This window comes from Vibrio sp. SCSIO 43137, assembly GCF_028201475.1.
Lineage (GTDB): Bacteria > Pseudomonadota > Gammaproteobacteria > Enterobacterales > Vibrionaceae > Vibrio.
Map to the genome: position 1 here is coordinate 2532771 of NZ_CP116383.1, position 18593 is coordinate 2551363.

The window sequence follows — 18593 nt, forward strand, 5'->3', positions numbered from 1 at the left end:
AGCAAACTCTCTCTGCTGAGTGTGCTATCACACATCTGATAGCGTTTGACTATGAGAAAATATGAACGACGACAATGCGCCCAGTTCCGAAGGGAACAGTGGCAAATCAGAAGGTCCGAGTAGAAAGTCCTTCTTTGAACGCCTTGGAAAAATATTTCAGGGAGAGCCTCAGGATCGACAGGAACTGGTAGATGTAATCCGGGATTCTGAAGAGAATGATCTGATAGACCATGATACCCGAGACATGCTTGAGGGTGTAATGGAAATTTCTGAGATGCGGGTAAGGGATATTATGATACCGCGCTCTCAGATGGTGACAGTAGAGAAAGAGCAGAATTTAGATGAGCTCATCGCTGTTATCACAGAAGCTCAACACTCCCGCTACCCGGTCATTAGCGAAGACAAAGACCATGTAGAAGGCATTCTGTTAGCGAAGGACTTAATCAAATATCTTGGGTCAGACAGTGAACCATTCCAGATCAGTGAAGTCATAAGACAAGCTGTTGTTGTACCGGAAAGTAAACGGGTTGACCGGCTGCTGAAAGAGTTCCGCGAAGAGCGTTACCACATGTCTATCGTTGTTGATGAGTTTGGCGGTGTTTCCGGCCTTGTTACCATCGAAGATATCCTCGAAGAGATTGTCGGCGAGATCGAAGATGAGTTCGATGACGAGGAAGAAGCAGAAATCCGCAAACTTAGTAAGCACACCTTTGCCGTCAAAGCCCTGACCACCATAGAAGAGTTTAACGAAACCTTCGGAACTCAGTTTAGTGATGACGAAGTGGATACCATTGGTGGCATGGTTATGACCACATTTGGTCATCTGCCTACACGTGGTGAAGTGGTTGAAATAGAGAACTACAGCTTTAAAGTCACCTCAGCAGACAATCGCAGGGTTGTACAACTGCAGGTAACCATACCGGATGGTGAAACTTCAACCTTAGTTGAAGACTAATACCTCCTAACCTGAACAATACGATTGTAAAAGATGATGCTCAAACTGACTCATCGCCTGATACGGCCAGCAATGGCCGTTTTTGTTGGCGCCTCCACAACCTTAGCTTTTGCTCCTTACTCAATCTGGCCTCTGGCTATTATTAGCCCCGCGTTGCTGTTATTGCTTTTAAATAAGGCCTCTGCCCGTTCTGCTGCATTTACCGGCTTTTTCTGGGGGTTAGGTCAGTTCGCCACAGGAATCAGCTGGGTACAGGTTAGCATCGATAATTTCGGCGGCATGCCTAAAATTGCCAGCCTGACGTTAATGTTTCTGCTGGTTTCCTATCTTTCTCTCTACCCCATGCTTTTTGCTGGTTTACTAAACCGCTATTTCAAAGGCAATACAGCAGTACGATTCTTTCTGGCCGTACCGGCACTTTGGCTAATCAGTGACTTTGCCCGCGGCTGGGTTATGACCGGCTTCCCGTGGCTATGGCTCGGCTATAGTCAGATAGACAGTCCGTTAAGTAGTTTCGCTCCGGTTGGCGGCGTTCAGTTAATCACGCTTGCCATAACATTATGTAGTTCAGCTCTGGCATATTCGGTAATAACCCGACGCTTCTATTCTCTGTTACTGCCAGTCGTTATATTTGCCACCGCATTCGGTCTGAACCAGATAAGTTGGGTGGAAGAAAACCAGAGTGATCAGACTAAAATCTCCCTGATTCAGGGTAATATTTCCCAGCAGTTAAAATGGTTACCTAGCCAGCGCTGGCCAACCCTGATGAAGTATCTGGATCTCAGCAGAAAGAACTGGTCATCGGATATTATTATCTGGCCGGAAGCGGCGATTCCTGCACTGGAGAAAGAGCTGCCCAGCTTCCTGAGAAATGTTGATTCAGCAGCCCGTCAAAATAACAGTGCCCTGATTACCGGAGTGGTAACCCGCAACGATAAAGGCCGCTTTTACAACAGCATTATTACTTTGGGAGAAACTCCCAGCGGTGAATACGACTACAATACTCAGCCAAGATACAACAAACATCACCTGCTGCCCTTTGGCGAGTTTGTTCCATTTGAAGAGATACTTCGCCCGTTAGCACCCTTGTTTAATCTGCCTATGTCCTCCTTTAGCCGCGGTGACTATATCCAACAGAACGTGATTGCCAACGGCCGTCATCTGGCACCGGCACTCTGTTACGAGATTATCTTTAGTGATCAGGTAAGGAAGAATGTAACGGAACAGACAGACTTTATTCTGACCCTATCTAATGATGCATGGTTTGGCCACTCTATCGGCCCGTTACAGCATATGGAGATGGCACGAATGCGGGCACTGGAACTGGGTAAGCCTTTGATTCGCTCCACCAACAACGGCGTTACAGGCATAACCGATTATCAAGGCAAAATTATCGCTCAGGTGCCTCAGTTTGAAACACAGGTACTTACCGCAAATGTGGCTTCAACAACCGGTATGACGCCTTACTATACGCTGGGTAACTGGCCGGTATGGCTGTTCCTGATAGTTTCCGCCGTTATCTGTTTGTTTAACAGGCATAGCCTTAAATCTGCATAACCTGACAGCAAAAAGCAGCCCTGAGAGGCTGCTTTTACAATTGCAGTTGTCACTGCCGCTTCTAAGGCTTCAATGCAATTCTGGTAAACTCTTTACAACCGCACTGGCTGCAGGACTCAATCACCGTCGGATGAATATACTTGGTTTTATGTCCGCACTTTTCGCAAATGAGGTGACCTAAGCCAATCACATCTCCCGCTTTGTATACCCCCTGATGGTCAAGGTCTTCAAACAGCTCTACCCACTCCACTTTAGTGCGGTCAGTAATGTCCAGCAGTGCCTGCCAGATGGAATCTGTTACCATAATAGAAAACGGGCTGTCTTTGCTCTCCTGATAGTTATCAGCAAACTCCTTTAAATCCGCCTTCATATAAGCTGAAATAAGTGACAGCTCATCTTTAGTCATATCACTGGCAGCCTGAGCAACTTCACCGGAAGTTTCCAATACCTTATTTAGCTCTTCAGGGCTGTGCTTTATGGTTTCTACTACTTCCTTAAACTTCTCTTCATAGCCGTGTTTACGCTTTGGCATACTCTACCTCCGTCATAGTCCGTTATGTCAGGGAACAAACAGCTCCCTATCTAAATTGTAGCTTGTTGAAACAACTGCACATACTCGATTCACCTCAAAACAGAGATTCAGATCAACCAATATTCTCTTGTGTAATAAGCATGTTGAGGTTACTCGGGTATATAGGGTATTCTATGCCGATCAATATGTATCTGATCAAACCGATCTCACAGTTTCCAAGATAACCGGATTTCATAAATGCAAGAGCAATACAACCCGCAAGAGATTGAACAAAAAGTTCAAAAGCACTGGGACGACAGCAAAACTTTTGTCGTCACTGAAGACGCAAGCAAAGAGAAATTTTACTGCCTGTCAATGTTCCCTTACCCGAGTGGCCGACTCCATATGGGCCATGTACGTAACTACACCATTGGCGATGTTGTTTCCCGATTCCAGCGACTGCAAGGCAAAAATGTAATGCAGCCTATCGGCTGGGATGCGTTTGGTCTTCCTGCTGAAAATGCGGCGGTTAAAAACAAAACAGCTCCTGCACCTTGGACCTACGAAAACATCGAATACATGAAAAACCAGCTTAAGCTGCTAGGTTTTGGCTACGACTGGAACCGTGAGTTCGCAACTTGTACGCCTGAGTACTACCGTTGGGAGCAGGAGTTCTTCACTAAGCTGTACGAAAAAGGTCTGGTTTATAAGAAAACCTCTTCCGTTAACTGGTGTCCGAACGACCAGACAGTACTGGCCAACGAGCAGGTAGAAGACGGTCTTTGCTGGCGTTGTGATACTCCGGTTGAGCAGAAAGAGATCCCTCAGTGGTTTATTAAGATTACCGCTTACGCTCAGGAGCTTCTGGATGAACTGGATAACCTTGATGGTTGGCCTGAAATGGTTAAAACCATGCAGCGTAACTGGATCGGCCGCTCAGAAGGTGTTGAACTGAAATTTGATGTTGCCGGACAAGCTGATCTTGAAGTGTACACTACCCGCCCTGATACTCTGATGGGTGTGACTTACGTAGGTATTGCAGCCGGTCACCCTCTGGCAACAGTAGCGGCTCAGAACAACCCTGAACTTGCTGCCTTTATCGATGAGTGTAAGAACAACAAAGTCGCTGAAGCTGAACTGGCGACCATGGAAAAGAAAGGCATGGATACCGGCCTGAAAGCTGTTCACCCTCTGAATGGCCGTGAAGTTCCAATCTATGTAGCTAACTTTGTTCTGATGGATTACGGTACAGGTGCTGTTATGGCAGTACCGGCACATGATCAGCGTGACTATGAGTTCGCCAGCAAATATGGTCTGGACATCCTGCCTGTTATTAAGCCGGAAGACGGTTCTGAGCTGGATATTTCAGAAGCAGCTTACACGGAAAAAGGCGTTCTGTTTAACTCTGGTGAGTTTGACGGACTGAGCTTTAAAGCGGCATTTAATGCTATTGCTGAAAAACTGCAATCTATCTCTAAAGGTAACAAAACCGTTAACTTCCGTCTGCGCGACTGGGGTGTATCTCGTCAGCGTTACTGGGGTGCACCAATCCCAATGGTAACGACTGAAGATGGTGAAGTTCATCCTGTACCGGCAGATCAACTGCCTGTTATTCTGCCTGAAGATGTAGTGATGGATGGTGTAACCAGTCCTATCAAGGCAGACAAGAGCTGGGCAGAAACCACGTTTGAAGGCCAGCCGGCACTAAGAGAAACAGATACCTTTGATACCTTTATGGAATCATCTTGGTACTACGCCCGTTACTGTTCACCACAAGCAGATGAGATGCTGGATTCAGAAGCAGCAAACTACTGGCTTCCTGTAGACCAGTATATCGGTGGTATCGAACACGCCTGTATGCATCTTCTTTACTCCCGCTTCTTCCATAAACTGCTTCGTGATGCAGGAATGGTAACCAGCGACGAGCCGTTTAAGAAGCTGCTATGTCAGGGTATGGTACTGGCTGACGCTTACTACTACACCAATGACAAAGGTGCCAAGATCTGGGTTTCTCCTGCAGATGTCACTGTTGAGCGTGATGAAAAAGGCCGTATCAGCAAAGCGACTGACAATGAGGGCAACGAAGTTGTACATACAGGTATGACTAAGATGTCTAAGTCTAAGAACAACGGTATCGACCCGCAGGAAATGGTAGACAAGTACGGCGCGGATACCGTTCGCCTGTTTATGATGTTTGCCTCTCCGGCTGATATGACTCTTGAATGGCAGGAGTCTGGTGTTGAAGGTGCAAACCGCTTCCTGAAACGCGTCTGGAAACTGGTTCGTGAACACTCAGCGAAAGGGGCGGTAGAAGCACTGGACAGCAGTGCCCTGACTAGCGACCAGAAAGCACTACGACGCGACGTTCATAAAACCATTGCTAAGGTAACTGACGACATTGAACGCCGTCAAACCTTCAATACTGCCATTGCAGCGATTATGGAACTGATGAACAAGCTGGCTAAAGCCTCTCAGGAATCTGCTCAGGATCGCGCTATTCTGGACGAAGCCCTGAAAGCAGTTGTTCGCATGCTTTACCCTATCACTCCGCACATCTCATTTGAACTATGGGAATCGCTGGGTGAAAGCGCTGTCGATACCGCGGTATGGCCGCAGGCAGATGACAAGGCGATGGTTGAAGACGAGAAGCTTATCGTGGTTCAGGTTAACGGTAAGCTACGTGCTAAGCTGACTGTGGCTGCAGACGCAAGCAAAGAGCAGGTTGAAGAGCTTGGCCTTTCAGACGAACACGTTATTAAGTTCACTGAAGGCAAAACCATACGTAAAGTTATCTACGTTCCGGGTAAACTTCTGAACATTGTAGCGAACTAAGTTCGCGGTAAATGGTCTTTAAACAGGGTGGAAACACCCTGTTTATATTTATCTAAACTCTGTTAAACCACAAACATCCCTCTGACAGAGGTTAGATAAATACAGACTCAAACGACCAGAGAGTACTTTTTTGTGAAACTATTTTCTTTCAAATCAAGCATTAAAACAGTTCTGATCCTTCTTCTAGCTTCCACAGTATCAGCTTGTGGATTCCACCTGCGCGGAAATTATCTGGTACCAGCTGAAATTTCAGAGGTTTCGCTTACCAGCTTTGACCAGTACAGCAAGCTTACCCGCGACGTTGCTTCGCAGCTGAGACTCAATGATATTGAAATTGTTGCACCCTCTGAAACCGTACCTAATATCCACCTTGTGAGTGAAGGCGTTGGTGAAAGGACCTTATCCCTGTACCAGAACGCCCGTGCCGCTGAGAAGCAGCTGACTTATACCTCCTCTTTCCGCGTGACCATACCTGAACGCGGCACCAAGGTTTACTCTACAACGGTTACCCGTAACTATCTTGATAACCCACGTACCGCACTGGCAAAATCCGTTGAACGCGAGTTGATTGTTGATGAGATGCGCGAGCAGGCATCAGTTCAGATACTGCGCCAGATGGCAAGAATTAAGGCCGAGCTGATTAACAAGCTGACGGAAGAAGAGTTAGTGGCGGAAACAGAAAATACGGTGAAGGTACACTAAGTTTATCTGATGCGAGTTTTTGCCGATAAATTAGCCGACCACCTGAGCCGGCAACTTAAACAGATTTACCTTGTCTTCGGCAATGAACCTCTGCTGCTTCAGGAGAGCCGTGACGCCATTATTGAGGTAGCGCGCAGCAATGGATTTCTGGAGAAGCAGACCTTCAGCGTAGACAACTCCCTGAACTGGAATGAAGTATTTGAGTGCTGCAATACCCTCAGTCTGTTCTCTTCCCGCCAGATTATTGAACTAGAAGTTCCGGAAAACGGCATCAATGCTGCGGCATCAAAATCTTTGCTGGAGCTTTCAGAGCAACTCAATCCGGATATTCTTCTGTTGATCTGCGGCCAGAAACTGACCCGTCAGCAGGAAAATGCCAAATGGTTTAAGAGTTTGAATCAATCTGGTATCTGGGTAAGTTGCCTGACACCGGATATCCAGAGGCTTCCTCAGTTTGTTCAGTCCCGCTGCCGGCAACTAAACCTTGTTCCGGACCGAGAAGCACTGCAGATGCTGGCACAATGGCACGAAGGCAATCTGCTGGCGCTGAAACAGAGCCTGGACAAACTTGCCCTGCTCTACCCCGACGGGCAGTTAACCCTGCTAAGGGTGGAACAGGCGCTCAGTCGTCACAACCACTACACCCCTTTTCAGTGGATGGATGCCCTGCTGGCCGGAAAAGCTCACCGTGCACAACGAATACTAAATCAGCTTGAACAGGAAGGTGTCGAGCCAGTCATTCTTATCCGCACCCTGCAAAAAGAACTGCAGCTTCTGATTACCCTAAAAAGTGAGAGTGCGACTGTTCCGGCCGGACAATTATTTGATAAGTTCCGCATCTGGCAAAACAAGCGCCCCCTATACAATGCCAGTTTACAGAGACTATCTGTATCTAGCCTTAAACAACTTATCGGTCAGTTGGGCAAAGCAGAAATACTGGTAAAAACTCAGTATGATCAATCATGCTGGCCGCTGCTTAGTCAGATCTCGCTTCAGTTTTGCTCAGCCAGTGCCCCGATAGCCGGCAACTACCCTATTCACAGCTAAACAGTGATATACTTCACTAAGATCTGAAAAACAATGATTTAACGAGGTTACCCTTGCAAACTGATGAGCTAAAAAAATTTCTGGCTGATAAAGCCGACGACATGAAAGCAGAAGATATTGTCACTATCGATGTTATCGGTAAATCCAGTGTTACAGATTACATGGTGATCTGTACCGGCACATCAAAACGTCATGTCACTTCTATTGCAGATAATGTCGCAACCGAAGCTAAAAATGTTGGCTTAACACCTTACGGCGTTGACGGTGAAAACGAGGGCGAATGGGTTGTTCTGGATATGGGTAATGTGATGGTTCATGTTATGCAGGAAGAGCAGAGAGAACTTTATCAACTGGAAAAGCTCTGGAGCTAATCGTTGAAAATTCAGCTAATTGCCGTCGGCACTAAAATGCCCAAATGGGTAGAAGAAGGTTTTCAGGAGTATCGCCGCAGATTTCCTCACGATATGCCTCTCGATCTGATAGAAATCCCGGCAGGTAAAAGAGGTAAGAATGCCGACATTGCCAGAATTCTTCAGAAAGAAGGCGATGCCATGCTGGCCGCTGTACCTAAAGGCAACCGTATTGTTACTCTGGATATTCCCGGTAAACGCTGGGATACAGAACAGCTGGCCGGACAGCTGGAACAATGGAAGTTAGACGCAAGGGACGTCTCTATCTTGATCGGCGGACCTGAAGGGCTCTCTCCTGCCTGTAAAGCGGCAGCCGATCAGAGCTGGTCTTTATCTCCTTTAACCCTTCCCCACCCTCTAGTCCGGGTTGTTATGGCAGAAAGCCTGTACCGGGCTTGGAGTATTACGGCTAACCACCCTTATCACAGAGAATAAGCGGGCATGAAGCGACAACGCACTCAGATTCGGGATCACCATGTTGAAGCTATGCTATTTAAAAGCAGAGCCGTTATCTCATTTGTAGGTATTATATTTATGATTGGCTTGTTAATAGCCAATCTATATAACATTCAGGTTAATCAGTTTCAGGACTACAAAACCCGTTCTAATGAAAACCGAATCAAAGTGGTTCCTATTGCGCCAAACCGCGGATTAATCTACGACAGACACGGTAAAATTCTGGCGGAGAACCGGCCTGTCTATAATCTGGAGCTTATTCCGGAAAAAATTAAAGATATCGATGAGACTATTGTCCGTTTACAACAGATCCTCGAGATATCACCGGAGAAAATCGCCAGTTTCAATAAAGAGAAAAGGCGTTCACGCCGCTTTAAGTCTGTGCCTTTGCTGACACAGTTAACAGAAGAGCAAGTCGCCATTTTTTCGGTAAATCAATACCGTTTCCCGGGAGTAGAAGTTACCGCTAAGCTGAAACGCTACTACCCTTATGGCTCAGCCCTTACCCATGTTCTCGGTTATGTATCGCGCATCAATGATATTGATATGCGCCGCCTTGTCAGGGAAGAGAAAGACAGCAACTATCAGGCAACCCATGATATCGGCAAACTGGGCATTGAGCGTTATTACGAAGACCTTCTGCACGGCATCGCGGGTTATCAGGAAGTGGAAGTTAATAGTCGTGGGCGTATTATCCGTACCCTGAAGTATGTCCCGCCGGTACCCGGTAAAGATCTGGTACTGAATCTGGATATCGACCTCCAGCTCTATCTGTACCGCCTGCTCGACAACCGGCGTGGCGCGGCTGTGGTTCTGGATCCAAAAGACAACGGTATTCTGGCTATGGTTTCTACACCCAGCTATGATCCGAACGCTTTTGTCCAAGGCATCTCAGGCAAAGCTTATAAGAAGCTGCTGGATGACAAGAATCGCCCTCTGGTAAACCGAACCACGTTAGGTATCTATCCTCCGGCATCTACCGTAAAGCCATTTATCGCCGTTGCGGCACTGCAGGAAGAGGTGGTTACCCCTTATACCACACGTAATGACCCCGGATTCTGGAAGATTCCTAACTCCAAAACCAAGCCATTCCGCGACTGGCTTCGCTGGGGACATGGCCGGGTCAACATTACTCAGTCTATCGAAGAGTCGGTAGATACTTTCTTCTATCAGGTTGCTTATGATCTAGGGATTGACCGTCTCTCCACATGGATGATGAAGTTTGGTTTTGGTGACTTTACCGGCATCGATATATTCGAAGAGAGTAAGGCCAATATGCCAACCCGTGAATGGAAGATGAGCCGTCACAGAACACCTTGGTATCAGGGTGATACCATTCCCGTGGGTATTGGTCAGGGTTACTGGACAGCAACCCCAATGCAGATAGCGAAAGCGACTTCGGTTGTGGTTAACCGCGGTAAGGTTATTGCCCCTCACCTGCTAAGGGCAACCGTTGATAATAACCAGCCCCTTTCTACCCAACAACTGGTTCCGGTAGAGACCTATCCGCCAATTACCAATGTGCCGGATAAATTCTGGGACATATCAGTACGTGGGATGAATCTGGTCAACCACGGTAAGAAAGGTACCGCCAGACGTGCTTTCCAGAAGCTTGGCTATCAAAGTGCCGGTAAGTCAGGTACCGCTCAGGTCTTCGGCCTGAAAGAGGACGAAGAGTACGATGCCGAACAGATTGCAGAACACCTGAGGGACCACGCCCTGTTTACCGGCTTCGCTCCGGTAAAAGATCCGCAGGTTATTGCCACCATAGTACTGGAAAACGCCGGTGGCGGTTCAACCAACGGTGCACCTGTAGTACGTAAGATTTTTGATAAAGTCATCCTGAACAAAGAAGATAAGGCAGAGTAGAAAATGAAACTGGACCCCTCTACAGGTAAAAGTCGCGTCTTTTTCGAACGCTTTCATATCGACCTGCCTCTGATGCTTGGCTTGCTGACTATGATGCTGTTCGGGCTGGTAATCATGTACAGTGCCAGCGGGCAGAGCATGGCGATGATGGATCGTCAGGCGATGCGTATGATTATGGCCGTAGGGGTAATGATCGTACTGGCGCAAATATCGCCACGAACCTATGAAGCCTTTGCCCCCTTTCTGTTTGTGGTCGGAGTCGCCCTGCTGTTCGGGGTGCTGTTTTTTGGCGAAGCCTCAAAAGGCGCGCAGCGCTGGCTGAATCTGGGCTTTGTCCGTTTCCAGCCTTCAGAGCTGCTTAAGCTGGCGGTTCCGCTTATGGTGGCACGTTACATAGGCAGAAAACCACTTCCGCCTAGCTTTAAAACCCTGTTTATCTCTCTGGTTATGGTCGGTGTTCCAACCATACTGATTGCTAAACAACCGGATCTCGGCACCTCAATACTGATCGCTGCATCAGGGATTTTCGTTATCTTTCTGGCTGGTATCAGCTGGAAAATCATCTTTGCCGCCGCCTGTGCCGTAGGCGCCTTTGCCCCTGTGCTCTGGTTCTTTCTTATGCGCGAATATCAAAAGGTGCGGGTGAGAACCCTGTTTAACCCTGAATCGGATCCGCTGGGAGCCGGTTATCATATCATTCAGAGTAAAATTGCCATAGGTTCAGGCGGTCTGACCGGGAAAGGCTGGCTACATGGCACTCAGTCACAGCTGGAGTTCCTTCCGGAAAGGCATACGGACTTTATTTTCGCCGTTATTGCTGAAGAGTGGGGCATGATAGGTGTTCTTGGTCTGCTGGCACTGTATCTGTTTATTATTGGTCGCGGTCTGTTTCTCGCCAGTCAGGCTCAAACCGCCTTCGGCAGAATGATGGCCGGTAGTATCGTTCTCAGCTTCTTCGTTTATATTTTCGTAAATATAGGTATGGTGAGTGGAATTCTTCCCGTAGTAGGCGTGCCCCTTCCTCTTATCAGCTATGGCGGTACTTCTATGGTGACCCTGATGGCAGGTTTCGGCATTCTGATGTCGATACATACTCACAGAAGTATGCTCTCTAAAGCGACCTGACGGACACGACCCATGAAGCCAATGCAATATTTTATCTCGTTTACGCTTTTAGCCATTATCGCAGGTTGCAGCAGCAGCGGGCGTTACTCTATTTCTGATGACGTAGCACCGGAAAAGCCCATCTCTTTACAGCATATTGAAGATGCCAACCCCAAATATGAACCATACAGCTTAGGGGGAAACCGAGATTACAAGCTAAGAGGCGGGTCTTACAAAATCATCAAAGATCCACAGGGCTTTAAACAAAGCGGTATCGCATCCTGGTATGGCAAAAAATTTCATGGTCATCTCACTTCGAACGGTGAGATCTATGATATGTACTCTATGAGCGCCGCCCATAAAACCCTGCCAATCCCCAGTTATGTAAAGGTAATCAATAAAGATAATAACCGTACCACCATTGTGCGCATCAATGACCGGGGCCCGTTCCATCCCGGGCGGATTATCGACCTTAGCTATGCTGCAGCATACAAACTCGGTGTTATCGGTACTGGTACTGCTAACGTGGAAATAGAACATATTCCCACGCTGAAACCAGAGTCCGCTCAGGATAAAAAAAACCAAAAACTCGCTATTCGCTACATTATTCAGGCGGCCTCTTCAAATCATGAACAAAGAAGCCGAACTTTAGCGGAAAATCTCGGTCAAAAATTCTCAGTGGACAGCTTCGTCGAAGCTATCGGTCAAAACTACCGGGTTTTGCTGGGCCCATTTAACGACTATAAACAGACAGAACAGGTACTGAAAACCGTAAAAACTCAGGGCTACCCCGAAGCTTTTATCCGCAAAACCAGACGCTAGTTCTCAAGCTTTAATCTATGAGAACTTATTTGTCGGCAGTGATTCAGTATCAATAGTATGGCGTCGCCACACTATTCTGTTAAGATACGGGCAATTTTATAAAAATGAACATTGATTACATACAAATGATTAAGTCAAAACGGATTCTGAAAAGACTACTTATCACCACCGCAGTTATCTCTGCCCCCGTTGTACACTCCGCTCCAATCGTTGTTCCGGATCCCCCTCAGATCGCAGCCAAAGGTTATGTTCTGATTGACTATAACTCTGGCACCGTATTGGCAGAGAAAGCAAAAGACACCAAATTATCACCAGCAAGCCTGACAAAAATGATGACCAGTTATGTTGTTGGTCAGGAGCTGGCCCGCGGTAACATCTCCCTGAACGATGATGTGGTAATCAGTAAAAATGCATGGGCAAAGAACTTCCCTGACTCATCGAAGATGTTTATCGAAGTAGGTACTACCGTTAAGGTCGAAGATCTGAACCGCGGTATTATCATTCAGTCTGGTAATGACGCCTGTGTCGCAATGGCAGAACATGTTGCCGGTTCAGAAGACGCTTTTGTTGACCTGATGAATGCATGGGCAAACTCTATCGGGATGAAGAATACCCACTTTGCCAATGTGCACGGTCTGGATAACCCTGATCTTTACTCAACACCATACGATATGGCGTTACTGGGCAGAGCCTTAATCCGTGATGTACCGGATGAGTATGCTATCTACTCAGAAAAACAGTTCACTTATAACGGCATTACACAATATAACCGTAACGGTCTGCTTTGGGACAAGAGCATGAACGTTGACGGTATCAAGACAGGCCACACCTCAAACGCTGGTTACAGCCTGGTAAGTTCAGCGACAGAAGGCAAAATGCGTCTGGTTGCCGTAGTTATGGGAACGAAAAGTGCCAATGCCCGTAAAGCAGAAAGTAAAAAGCTGCTTAACTACGGTTTCCGTTTCTTTGAAACAGTGGCTCCACACAAAGCTGGTGAAACCTTTGTCAGCGAACGTATCTGGATGGGCTCAAAAGAGGAAGTCGCTCTTGGTGTAGCGGAAGATACTTATGTTACTCTGCCACGCGGACAGGCGAAAAACCTCAAAGCCAACTTCGTTCTGGAAAAAGAACTTAAAGCACCAATTAGCGAAGGCGATGTCGTAGGCACCCTTTACTACCAAATTGATGGTGAAGATATTGCAGAGTACCCTCTGCTGGCACTGGAAAATGTAGAGAAAGGCGGCATCTTCAGCCGTATGATCGACTATATTATCCTGCTGTTCAAAAACTGGTTTTAACTAACCGCCTGTATCCGCTTAAACTAATTGCAAAAGCCGCTTTCTCAGCGGCTTTTTCATTTATTTAGGGTACTTGTACTTGATAAATTTTGGGCGTAATATCTCGCATCTGATAAAAACCGAGTCTGGATATAATCATGCAAGAACAACCTAAGTTAAAAGATCTGCTGGAATTCCCTTGTCAGTTTACCTACAAGGTAATGGGCTATGCCAAACCAGAACTGCCGGAATTGGTGTTATCTGTTATTCAAAAACATGCACCCGGCGATTATAGCCCTTCTGTTAAACCAAGCGGAAAAGGCACTTATAACTCTGTATCTGTAACCATTACGGCTACCTCTATTGAGCAGGTAGAAACTCTGTACAAAGAGTTAGGCGAAATTGAAATCGTACGTATGGTTCTGTAATCAGAGTCATTAACAGAGAAACAGCGGCATATGGCCGCTGTTTTTGTATCTGCTTCTGTACCCACCCCAACTGAGTATACATTCTATTAACCTGATAAAAACATTTTCACATTGTCTCTGTAGATAGTTTATAATGTTTTTTCTTTATATTCTCAGATGGTCAGAAAGCTCACCAGCTCAGCCCTTCTGAGTCTCAGGCTGTACAATAAGGAATCTGGATTGCAAAGTAGTAAAGATAAACTCGTTGTAAAATATCTGGGCCAGCAAGACTACCAGCCTGTCTGGCACGCCATGCATCAGTTCACTGACAACCGCAATGACGACACCTTAGATGAAGTCTGGCTGGTTGAGCACAATCCGGTATTTACACAAGGTCAGGCAGGTAAAGAGGAACACCTTCTCAATACTGGTGATATTCCCGTTGTACAAAGTGACAGGGGTGGTCAGGTAACCTACCATGGCCCCGGTCAGCTTGTTGCCTACTTCCTGATAAACCTGCGAAGAAAAGGTTTTGGGGTAAGAGACCTTGTTACCCATATAGAAAACCTCGTCATCAACACCCTCAATACTTACGGAATTGAATCGGCAGCCAGACCAGATGCACCGGGGGTATATGTTGATGGTAAAAAGATCTGTTCCCTTGGTCTCAGAATCCGTAAAGGGTGTTCGTTTCACGGACTGGCCCTTAACGTCAATATGGATCTTTCCCCCTTCCTGAGAATTAACCCGTGTGGTTATCAGGGCATGGAGATGGTTCAGGTAAAACAGCTTGGCGGTCCCAAAAATATAGAAACAATCAGCGAAGAACTGATTAAACAGCTCACTACCCTACTGAGCTATGAGCATGTCGAAATAATTAAACAAAGCGAATTATCATGAGCAAACCGATTCAAATGGAAAAGGGCGTCAAATACAGAGACGCTGACAAGATGGCACTCATTCCGGTAAAAAACATGCCTGAAGAGCAAAAAGAGGTTCTTCGCAAGCCGGAGTGGATGAAGATAAAACTTCCCTCTGATAGCAAACGTATTCAGGATATTAAAGCTGCGATGCGTAAAAACTCCCTACACTCAGTGTGTGAGGAAGCTTCCTGTCCTAACCTTGCCGAGTGTTTTAATCACGGTACAGCTACCTTTATGATTCTGGGTGCCATTTGTACCCGACGCTGCCCTTTCTGCGACGTTGCCCATGGCCGCCCAATCGCTCCGGATAACAACGAACCAGCACATCTGGCTCAGACCATCAGTGATATGAAGCTGAAGTATGTGGTTGTCACCTCTGTTGACCGTGACGATCTACGTGATGGCGGCGCACAGCACTTTGCCGACTGTACTAAAGCAATCCGTGAAAAGAACCCGGCGATCAAGATAGAAACTCTGGTACCTGACTTCCGTGGGCGTATGGACACAGCACTGGAAATTCTTAACGATAACCCGCCAGATGTGTTTAACCATAACCTTGAGACTGCTCCGCGCCTGTATCGTAAGGCAAGACCGGGGGCAAACTACAAATGGTCCCTTAAGCTGCTTCAGGAGTTTAAAGCCCTGCACCCTGACGTACCGACGAAATCTGGTCTAATGATGGGATTGGGTGAAACTAAGGAAGAGATTGTCGAAGTGCTTAAAGATCTTCGTGCCCACGGCGTTACCATGCTGACACTGGGTCAGTATCTGGCACCAAGCCGCCATCACCTTCCTGTTGAGCGTTACGTGCCGCCGGAAGAGTTTGATGAACTGAAAGAGATTGCTCTGGAGCTTGGCTTTACTCACGCAGCCTGTGGTCCATTTGTACGTTCTTCATACCATGCCGATATGCAGGCCATGGGTGAAGAAGTCAAATAGTGCACTTCACACTTAACGTTAAAGCCTGTCCAGTGACAGGCTTTCTTTTTATTGGCAAAGACACTCTCGACAGATAAAAACATCTGTTCTCAAGAAATCTCACATTCAACTTTTATCTATGGTTATTTTCCCATTACAATAGAGCTATACATTAAATAAAAAGGAACATTGCAATGAAAAAGCTAGGGTTTATTGCATTTATGACATTGCTGTTAGCAGGCTGCTCCAACAATACACAGCAGGACAACTATCTTGATGCTTCATTTGAACTCTGTAATACAGAAGTAAACGTCTATTCAGTCAGTGATGACGGCAGGGTACGTATTATCTGTGCAGATGGTTCTAAGTTCACGATGAATAGTGAAGATACTCTGGAAATCATGCGCGATATTAATATTGATTACTGTACCGGAGAGGGCCTTTCTAAGTTTAACGAGAGCCGCCGTTACTACTCTTTCCAGTGTAAATCAGGCACGACTCTGAGTATCAACAAAGAGTAACCGACAAGATTAGATACTAAAAAGGGTCAGGCTTATTACAAGCCTGACCCTTTTGTTTATTTGTTATCTGCTGATATTAGCGTTACGCGTAAACAGGCAGTCGCTTACAGATATCCAGCACCTTCTGCTTAGTCGATTCAATCACCGCTTCATCATTGATGTTATCCAGTACATCACACATCCAGCCGGCCAGATCTTTGGCGTCCTGCTCAGTAAAGCCGCGACGGGTAATTGCCGGCGAACCGACACGAATACCAGAGGTAACAAACGGACTCCGTGGATCATTGGGTACCGAGTTCTTGTTTACCGTAATATTAGCTGCACCAAGGGCTGCATCCGCCTCTTTACCGGTAATATCTTTATCAATCAGATCAACAAGGAACAGATGGTTCTCTGTAGAGCCGGATACAATCTTATAGCCACGGGCAATAAACTCAGAAACCATAGCTTTAGCATTCAGTACTACGCGCGCCTGATACTCTTTAAACTCTGGCTCCATCGCCTCTTTAAAGGCAACGGCTTTACCAGCAATAACATGCATTAACGGACCGCCCTGACCACCCGGGAATACTGCCGAGTTCAGCTTTTTATACATCTCTTCGCCGCCGTTAGACAGAATCAAACCACCACGGGGACCCGCCAGCGTTTTATGAGTTGTGGTCGTTACTACATGAGCGTGCGGTAACGGAGTCGGATAAACACCAGCAGCAATAAGGCCGGCAACATGGGCCATATCTACAAACAGATAAGCACCTGCTTTATCGGCAATCTCACGCATGCGCGCCCAGTCAACGATTTGAGAGTAAGCAGAAAAACCACCAATAATCATTTTTGGCTTATGCTCAAGGGCAAGCTGCTCCATCTCGTCGTAATTGATCTGACCCGCTTCATCAATGCCGTAAGGAATGACTTTATAGTGCTTACCAGAGAAGTTAACCGGTGAACCGTGAGTCAGGTGACCGCCGTGTGCAAGGCTCATACCCAGCACCGTATCACCCGGGTTAAGAAGCGCCATATAAACCGCACTGTTTGCCTGAGAGCCTGAGTGAGGCTGAACGTTAGCGTATTCACAGTTAAACAGCTTACAGGCACGCTCAATAGCCAGAGCCTCTGCTTTATCTACATACTCACAGCCGCCGTAATAGCGCTTACCCGGATAACCTTCAGCATACTTGTTTGTCAGCTGAGAGCCCTGTGCTTCCATCACGCGCGGGCTTGTGTAGTTTTCTGAAGCGATAAGCTCAATGTGTTCTTCCTGACGAAGAGTTTCTTCCTGAATTGCAGCATATAATTCTGCATCGTAATCAGCGATGTTCATATCACGCTTTAGCATCTGTATCTCCTGACTCAGATAATCTTTAAATTGCAAAAAACCACATAAATTTCATAAGCAAACGTTTTCGTTGACGTTATAAGCAAGATATTCTACATAATTTGCTGATTTTCAGAAACCCTGCTTATAAAAAATAATCATGCAATTTCTTCATATTCCTTTGAAAAAAGGCTCATGCTATACCACACGCCTAAGTGTCAACTCAGGCATTTACACTGTGTAAATTGTAGAATACATACCTTAACTTTAAAATACCTTATCAAGCTACCGAAATAAGCAGTTTTTCTCTATTATCTGCGCCATTCTCAGTAACATAATTTAAACATGATGGAAAAACATACGATAAAGGAAGATTGGATCGCCATACTGACCGGCACATTTTTAACTGCTCAAGGCGTATTCTTCCTGCAGTCAGCCGATCTGCTTACAGGAGGAACAACAGGCCTTGCTCTTCTGGTAAGCCAGTTAGTGCCGCTCTCCTTTGGTGTTCTCTATTTCCTGTTTAACTGCCCGTTTTATCTTTTGGGATGGAGACGATTTGGTAAGAAATTCGCAGTAAATAGTGCGATTTCCGGCGGTTTAGTGTCAATCTTCGCCGATCACCTGAATCTGGTCATTCAACTTGGTTTCGCAAACCCGATTTATTGTGCCGTTGCCGGCGGACTGTTGATGGGACTGGGCATGTTGATCCTGTTCAGACATAAATCCAGCCTTGGTGGCTTTAACGCCTTCTGTCTGGTGGTTCAGGACAAAACGGGTATTTCAGTCGGAAAAACTCAGCTTGCCATAGACTGCTCTATCTTACTGGCATCCTTCTTCTTTGTTAGCCCTGAAATAATTATTACTTCGGTGTTAGGTGCGGCAGTCCTTAATCTGGTTCTTGGTATGAATCATAAGCCAACCCGTTACAAAGTCACATACGGTAAAACCGCCTGACAAAGATTGAACT

The 18593-nt window shown here is 46.5% G+C and carries 18 protein-coding genes; 16 read left to right on the forward strand and 2 right to left on the reverse strand.

The genetic code is table 11. The features are described 5' to 3' along the window. Positions 1 to 61 precede the first annotated feature (61 nt). Both corC and lnt read left to right on the forward strand, forming a co-directional pair. Positions 62 to 955 carry a CNNM family magnesium/cobalt transport protein CorC gene (gene corC / locus PK654_RS11875; protein WP_271695987.1) on the forward strand — a complete coding sequence of 298 codons (894 nt, stop codon included), beginning with the start codon at positions 62 to 64 and terminating at the stop codon, positions 953 to 955. Between the two features lie 33 nt (positions 956 to 988). Then, a complete protein-coding gene (lnt, locus tag PK654_RS11880) occupies positions 989 to 2512 on the forward strand; it encodes an apolipoprotein N-acyltransferase (protein ID WP_271695988.1) in 1524 nt (507 codons plus the stop codon). Between the two features lie 61 nt (positions 2513 to 2573). Here the strand turns inward: lnt and PK654_RS11885 are convergent, their stop codons facing one another. Continuing rightward, a complete protein-coding gene (locus PK654_RS11885) occupies positions 2574 to 3044 on the reverse strand; it encodes a zinc ribbon-containing protein (protein WP_271695989.1) in 471 nt (156 codons plus the stop codon). Between the two features lie 237 nt (positions 3045 to 3281). On the opposite strand from PK654_RS11885, the gene leuS reads away from it, so the two are divergent. The 13 genes from leuS to PK654_RS11950 all read left to right on the forward strand — a co-directional run bounded on the left by leuS (position 3282) and on the right by PK654_RS11950 (position 16311). Beyond that, positions 3282 to 5855 (forward strand): leucine--tRNA ligase, encoded by a 2574-nt coding sequence (gene leuS / locus PK654_RS11890; protein WP_271695990.1) that lies wholly within the window; start codon positions 3282 to 3284, stop codon positions 5853 to 5855. A 132-nt stretch (positions 5856 to 5987) separates the two neighbouring features. Then, complete coding sequence (locus PK654_RS11895) at positions 5988 to 6557, forward strand: LPS-assembly lipoprotein LptE (protein ID WP_271695991.1); 570 nt, start codon at positions 5988 to 5990, stop codon at positions 6555 to 6557. A 9-nt stretch (positions 6558 to 6566) separates the two neighbouring features. Beyond that, positions 6567 to 7604 (forward strand): DNA polymerase III subunit delta, encoded by a 1038-nt coding sequence (holA, locus tag PK654_RS11900; protein WP_271695992.1) that lies wholly within the window; start codon positions 6567 to 6569, stop codon positions 7602 to 7604. A 53-nt stretch (positions 7605 to 7657) separates the two neighbouring features. After that, the gene (rsfS, locus tag PK654_RS11905; RefSeq protein WP_271695993.1) at positions 7658 to 7975 is read left to right on the forward strand and encodes a ribosome silencing factor; all 318 of its coding nucleotides are present in this window, start codon (positions 7658 to 7660) and stop codon (positions 7973 to 7975) included. A 3-nt stretch (positions 7976 to 7978) separates the two neighbouring features. Beyond that, positions 7979 to 8449 (forward strand): 23S rRNA (pseudouridine(1915)-N(3))-methyltransferase RlmH, encoded by a 471-nt coding sequence (gene rlmH / locus PK654_RS11910; RefSeq protein WP_271695994.1) that lies wholly within the window; start codon positions 7979 to 7981, stop codon positions 8447 to 8449. A 6-nt stretch (positions 8450 to 8455) separates the two neighbouring features. Continuing rightward, positions 8456 to 10339, forward strand: coding sequence for a penicillin-binding protein 2 (gene mrdA / locus PK654_RS11915; protein ID WP_271695995.1), 1884 nt, complete (start codon positions 8456 to 8458; stop codon positions 10337 to 10339). 3 nt (positions 10340 to 10342) lie between these two features. After that, on the forward strand, positions 10343 to 11464 hold the full coding sequence (gene rodA, locus PK654_RS11920; protein ID WP_271695996.1) for a rod shape-determining protein RodA: 1122 nt from the start codon (positions 10343 to 10345) through the stop codon (positions 11462 to 11464). A 12-nt stretch (positions 11465 to 11476) separates the two neighbouring features. Next, the gene (locus PK654_RS11925; protein WP_271695997.1) at positions 11477 to 12265 is read left to right on the forward strand and encodes a septal ring lytic transglycosylase RlpA family protein; all 789 of its coding nucleotides are present in this window, start codon (positions 11477 to 11479) and stop codon (positions 12263 to 12265) included. A gap of 125 nt (positions 12266 to 12390) precedes the next feature. After that, positions 12391 to 13563 carry a serine hydrolase gene (locus tag PK654_RS11930; RefSeq protein WP_271695998.1) on the forward strand — a complete coding sequence of 391 codons (1173 nt, stop codon included), beginning with the start codon at positions 12391 to 12393 and terminating at the stop codon, positions 13561 to 13563. Between the two features lie 137 nt (positions 13564 to 13700). Beyond that, entirely contained in the window at positions 13701 to 13970 is a 270-nt protein-coding gene (gene ybeD, locus PK654_RS11935; protein WP_271695999.1) for a DUF493 family protein YbeD, read from the forward strand. A 219-nt stretch (positions 13971 to 14189) separates the two neighbouring features. Beyond that, a complete protein-coding gene (gene lipB, locus PK654_RS11940; RefSeq protein ID WP_271696000.1) occupies positions 14190 to 14849 on the forward strand; it encodes a lipoyl(octanoyl) transferase LipB in 660 nt (219 codons plus the stop codon). Beyond that, positions 14846 to 15811 (forward strand): lipoyl synthase, encoded by a 966-nt coding sequence (gene lipA, locus PK654_RS11945; protein ID WP_271696001.1) that lies wholly within the window; start codon positions 14846 to 14848, stop codon positions 15809 to 15811. Before lipB ends, lipA begins: the two co-directional genes overlap by 4 nt. Positions 15812 to 15984: 173 nt before the next feature. Next, the gene (locus PK654_RS11950) at positions 15985 to 16311 is read left to right on the forward strand and encodes a hypothetical protein (protein ID WP_271696002.1); all 327 of its coding nucleotides are present in this window, start codon (positions 15985 to 15987) and stop codon (positions 16309 to 16311) included. An 82-nt stretch (positions 16312 to 16393) separates the two neighbouring features. Here the strand turns inward: PK654_RS11950 and glyA are convergent, their stop codons facing one another. Further along, positions 16394 to 17644, reverse strand: coding sequence for a serine hydroxymethyltransferase (glyA, locus tag PK654_RS11955; RefSeq protein WP_271696003.1), 1251 nt, complete (start codon positions 17642 to 17644; stop codon positions 16394 to 16396). A gap of 327 nt (positions 17645 to 17971) precedes the next feature. Between glyA and PK654_RS11960 the strand changes: the two genes are divergently transcribed. Beyond that, positions 17972 to 18580 carry a YitT family protein gene (locus PK654_RS11960; RefSeq protein WP_271698867.1) on the forward strand — a complete coding sequence of 203 codons (609 nt, stop codon included), beginning with the start codon at positions 17972 to 17974 and terminating at the stop codon, positions 18578 to 18580. The last annotated feature ends 13 nt before the right edge of the window (positions 18581 to 18593 follow it).

Coding starts and splice junctions, on each gene's coding strand:
- lipA (WP_271696001.1), top strand. CDS start 14,846: ATGAGCAAACCGATTCAAATGGAAAAGGGCGTCAAATACAGAGACGCT.
- rodA (WP_271695996.1), top strand. CDS start 10,343: ATGAAACTGGACCCCTCTACAGGTAAAAGTCGCGTCTTTTTCGAACGC.
- leuS (WP_271695990.1), top strand. CDS start 3,282: ATGCAAGAGCAATACAACCCGCAAGAGATTGAACAAAAAGTTCAAAAG.
- lnt (WP_271695988.1), top strand. CDS start 989: ATGATGCTCAAACTGACTCATCGCCTGATACGGCCAGCAATGGCCGTT.
- PK654_RS11960 (WP_271698867.1), top strand. CDS start 17,972: ATGGAAAAACATACGATAAAGGAAGATTGGATCGCCATACTGACCGGC.
- PK654_RS11925 (WP_271695997.1), top strand. CDS start 11,477: ATGAAGCCAATGCAATATTTTATCTCGTTTACGCTTTTAGCCATTATC.
- PK654_RS11930 (WP_271695998.1), top strand. CDS start 12,391: ATGATTAAGTCAAAACGGATTCTGAAAAGACTACTTATCACCACCGCA.
- PK654_RS11950 (WP_271696002.1), top strand. CDS start 15,985: ATGAAAAAGCTAGGGTTTATTGCATTTATGACATTGCTGTTAGCAGGC.
- PK654_RS11885 (WP_271695989.1), bottom strand. CDS start 3,044: ATGCCAAAGCGTAAACACGGCTATGAAGAGAAGTTTAAGGAAGTAGTA.
- ybeD (WP_271695999.1), top strand. CDS start 13,701: ATGCAAGAACAACCTAAGTTAAAAGATCTGCTGGAATTCCCTTGTCAG.
- mrdA (WP_271695995.1), top strand. CDS start 8,456: ATGAAGCGACAACGCACTCAGATTCGGGATCACCATGTTGAAGCTATG.
- glyA (WP_271696003.1), bottom strand. CDS start 17,644: ATGCTAAAGCGTGATATGAACATCGCTGATTACGATGCAGAATTATAT.
- holA (WP_271695992.1), top strand. CDS start 6,567: ATGCGAGTTTTTGCCGATAAATTAGCCGACCACCTGAGCCGGCAACTT.
- corC (WP_271695987.1), top strand. CDS start 62: ATGAACGACGACAATGCGCCCAGTTCCGAAGGGAACAGTGGCAAATCA.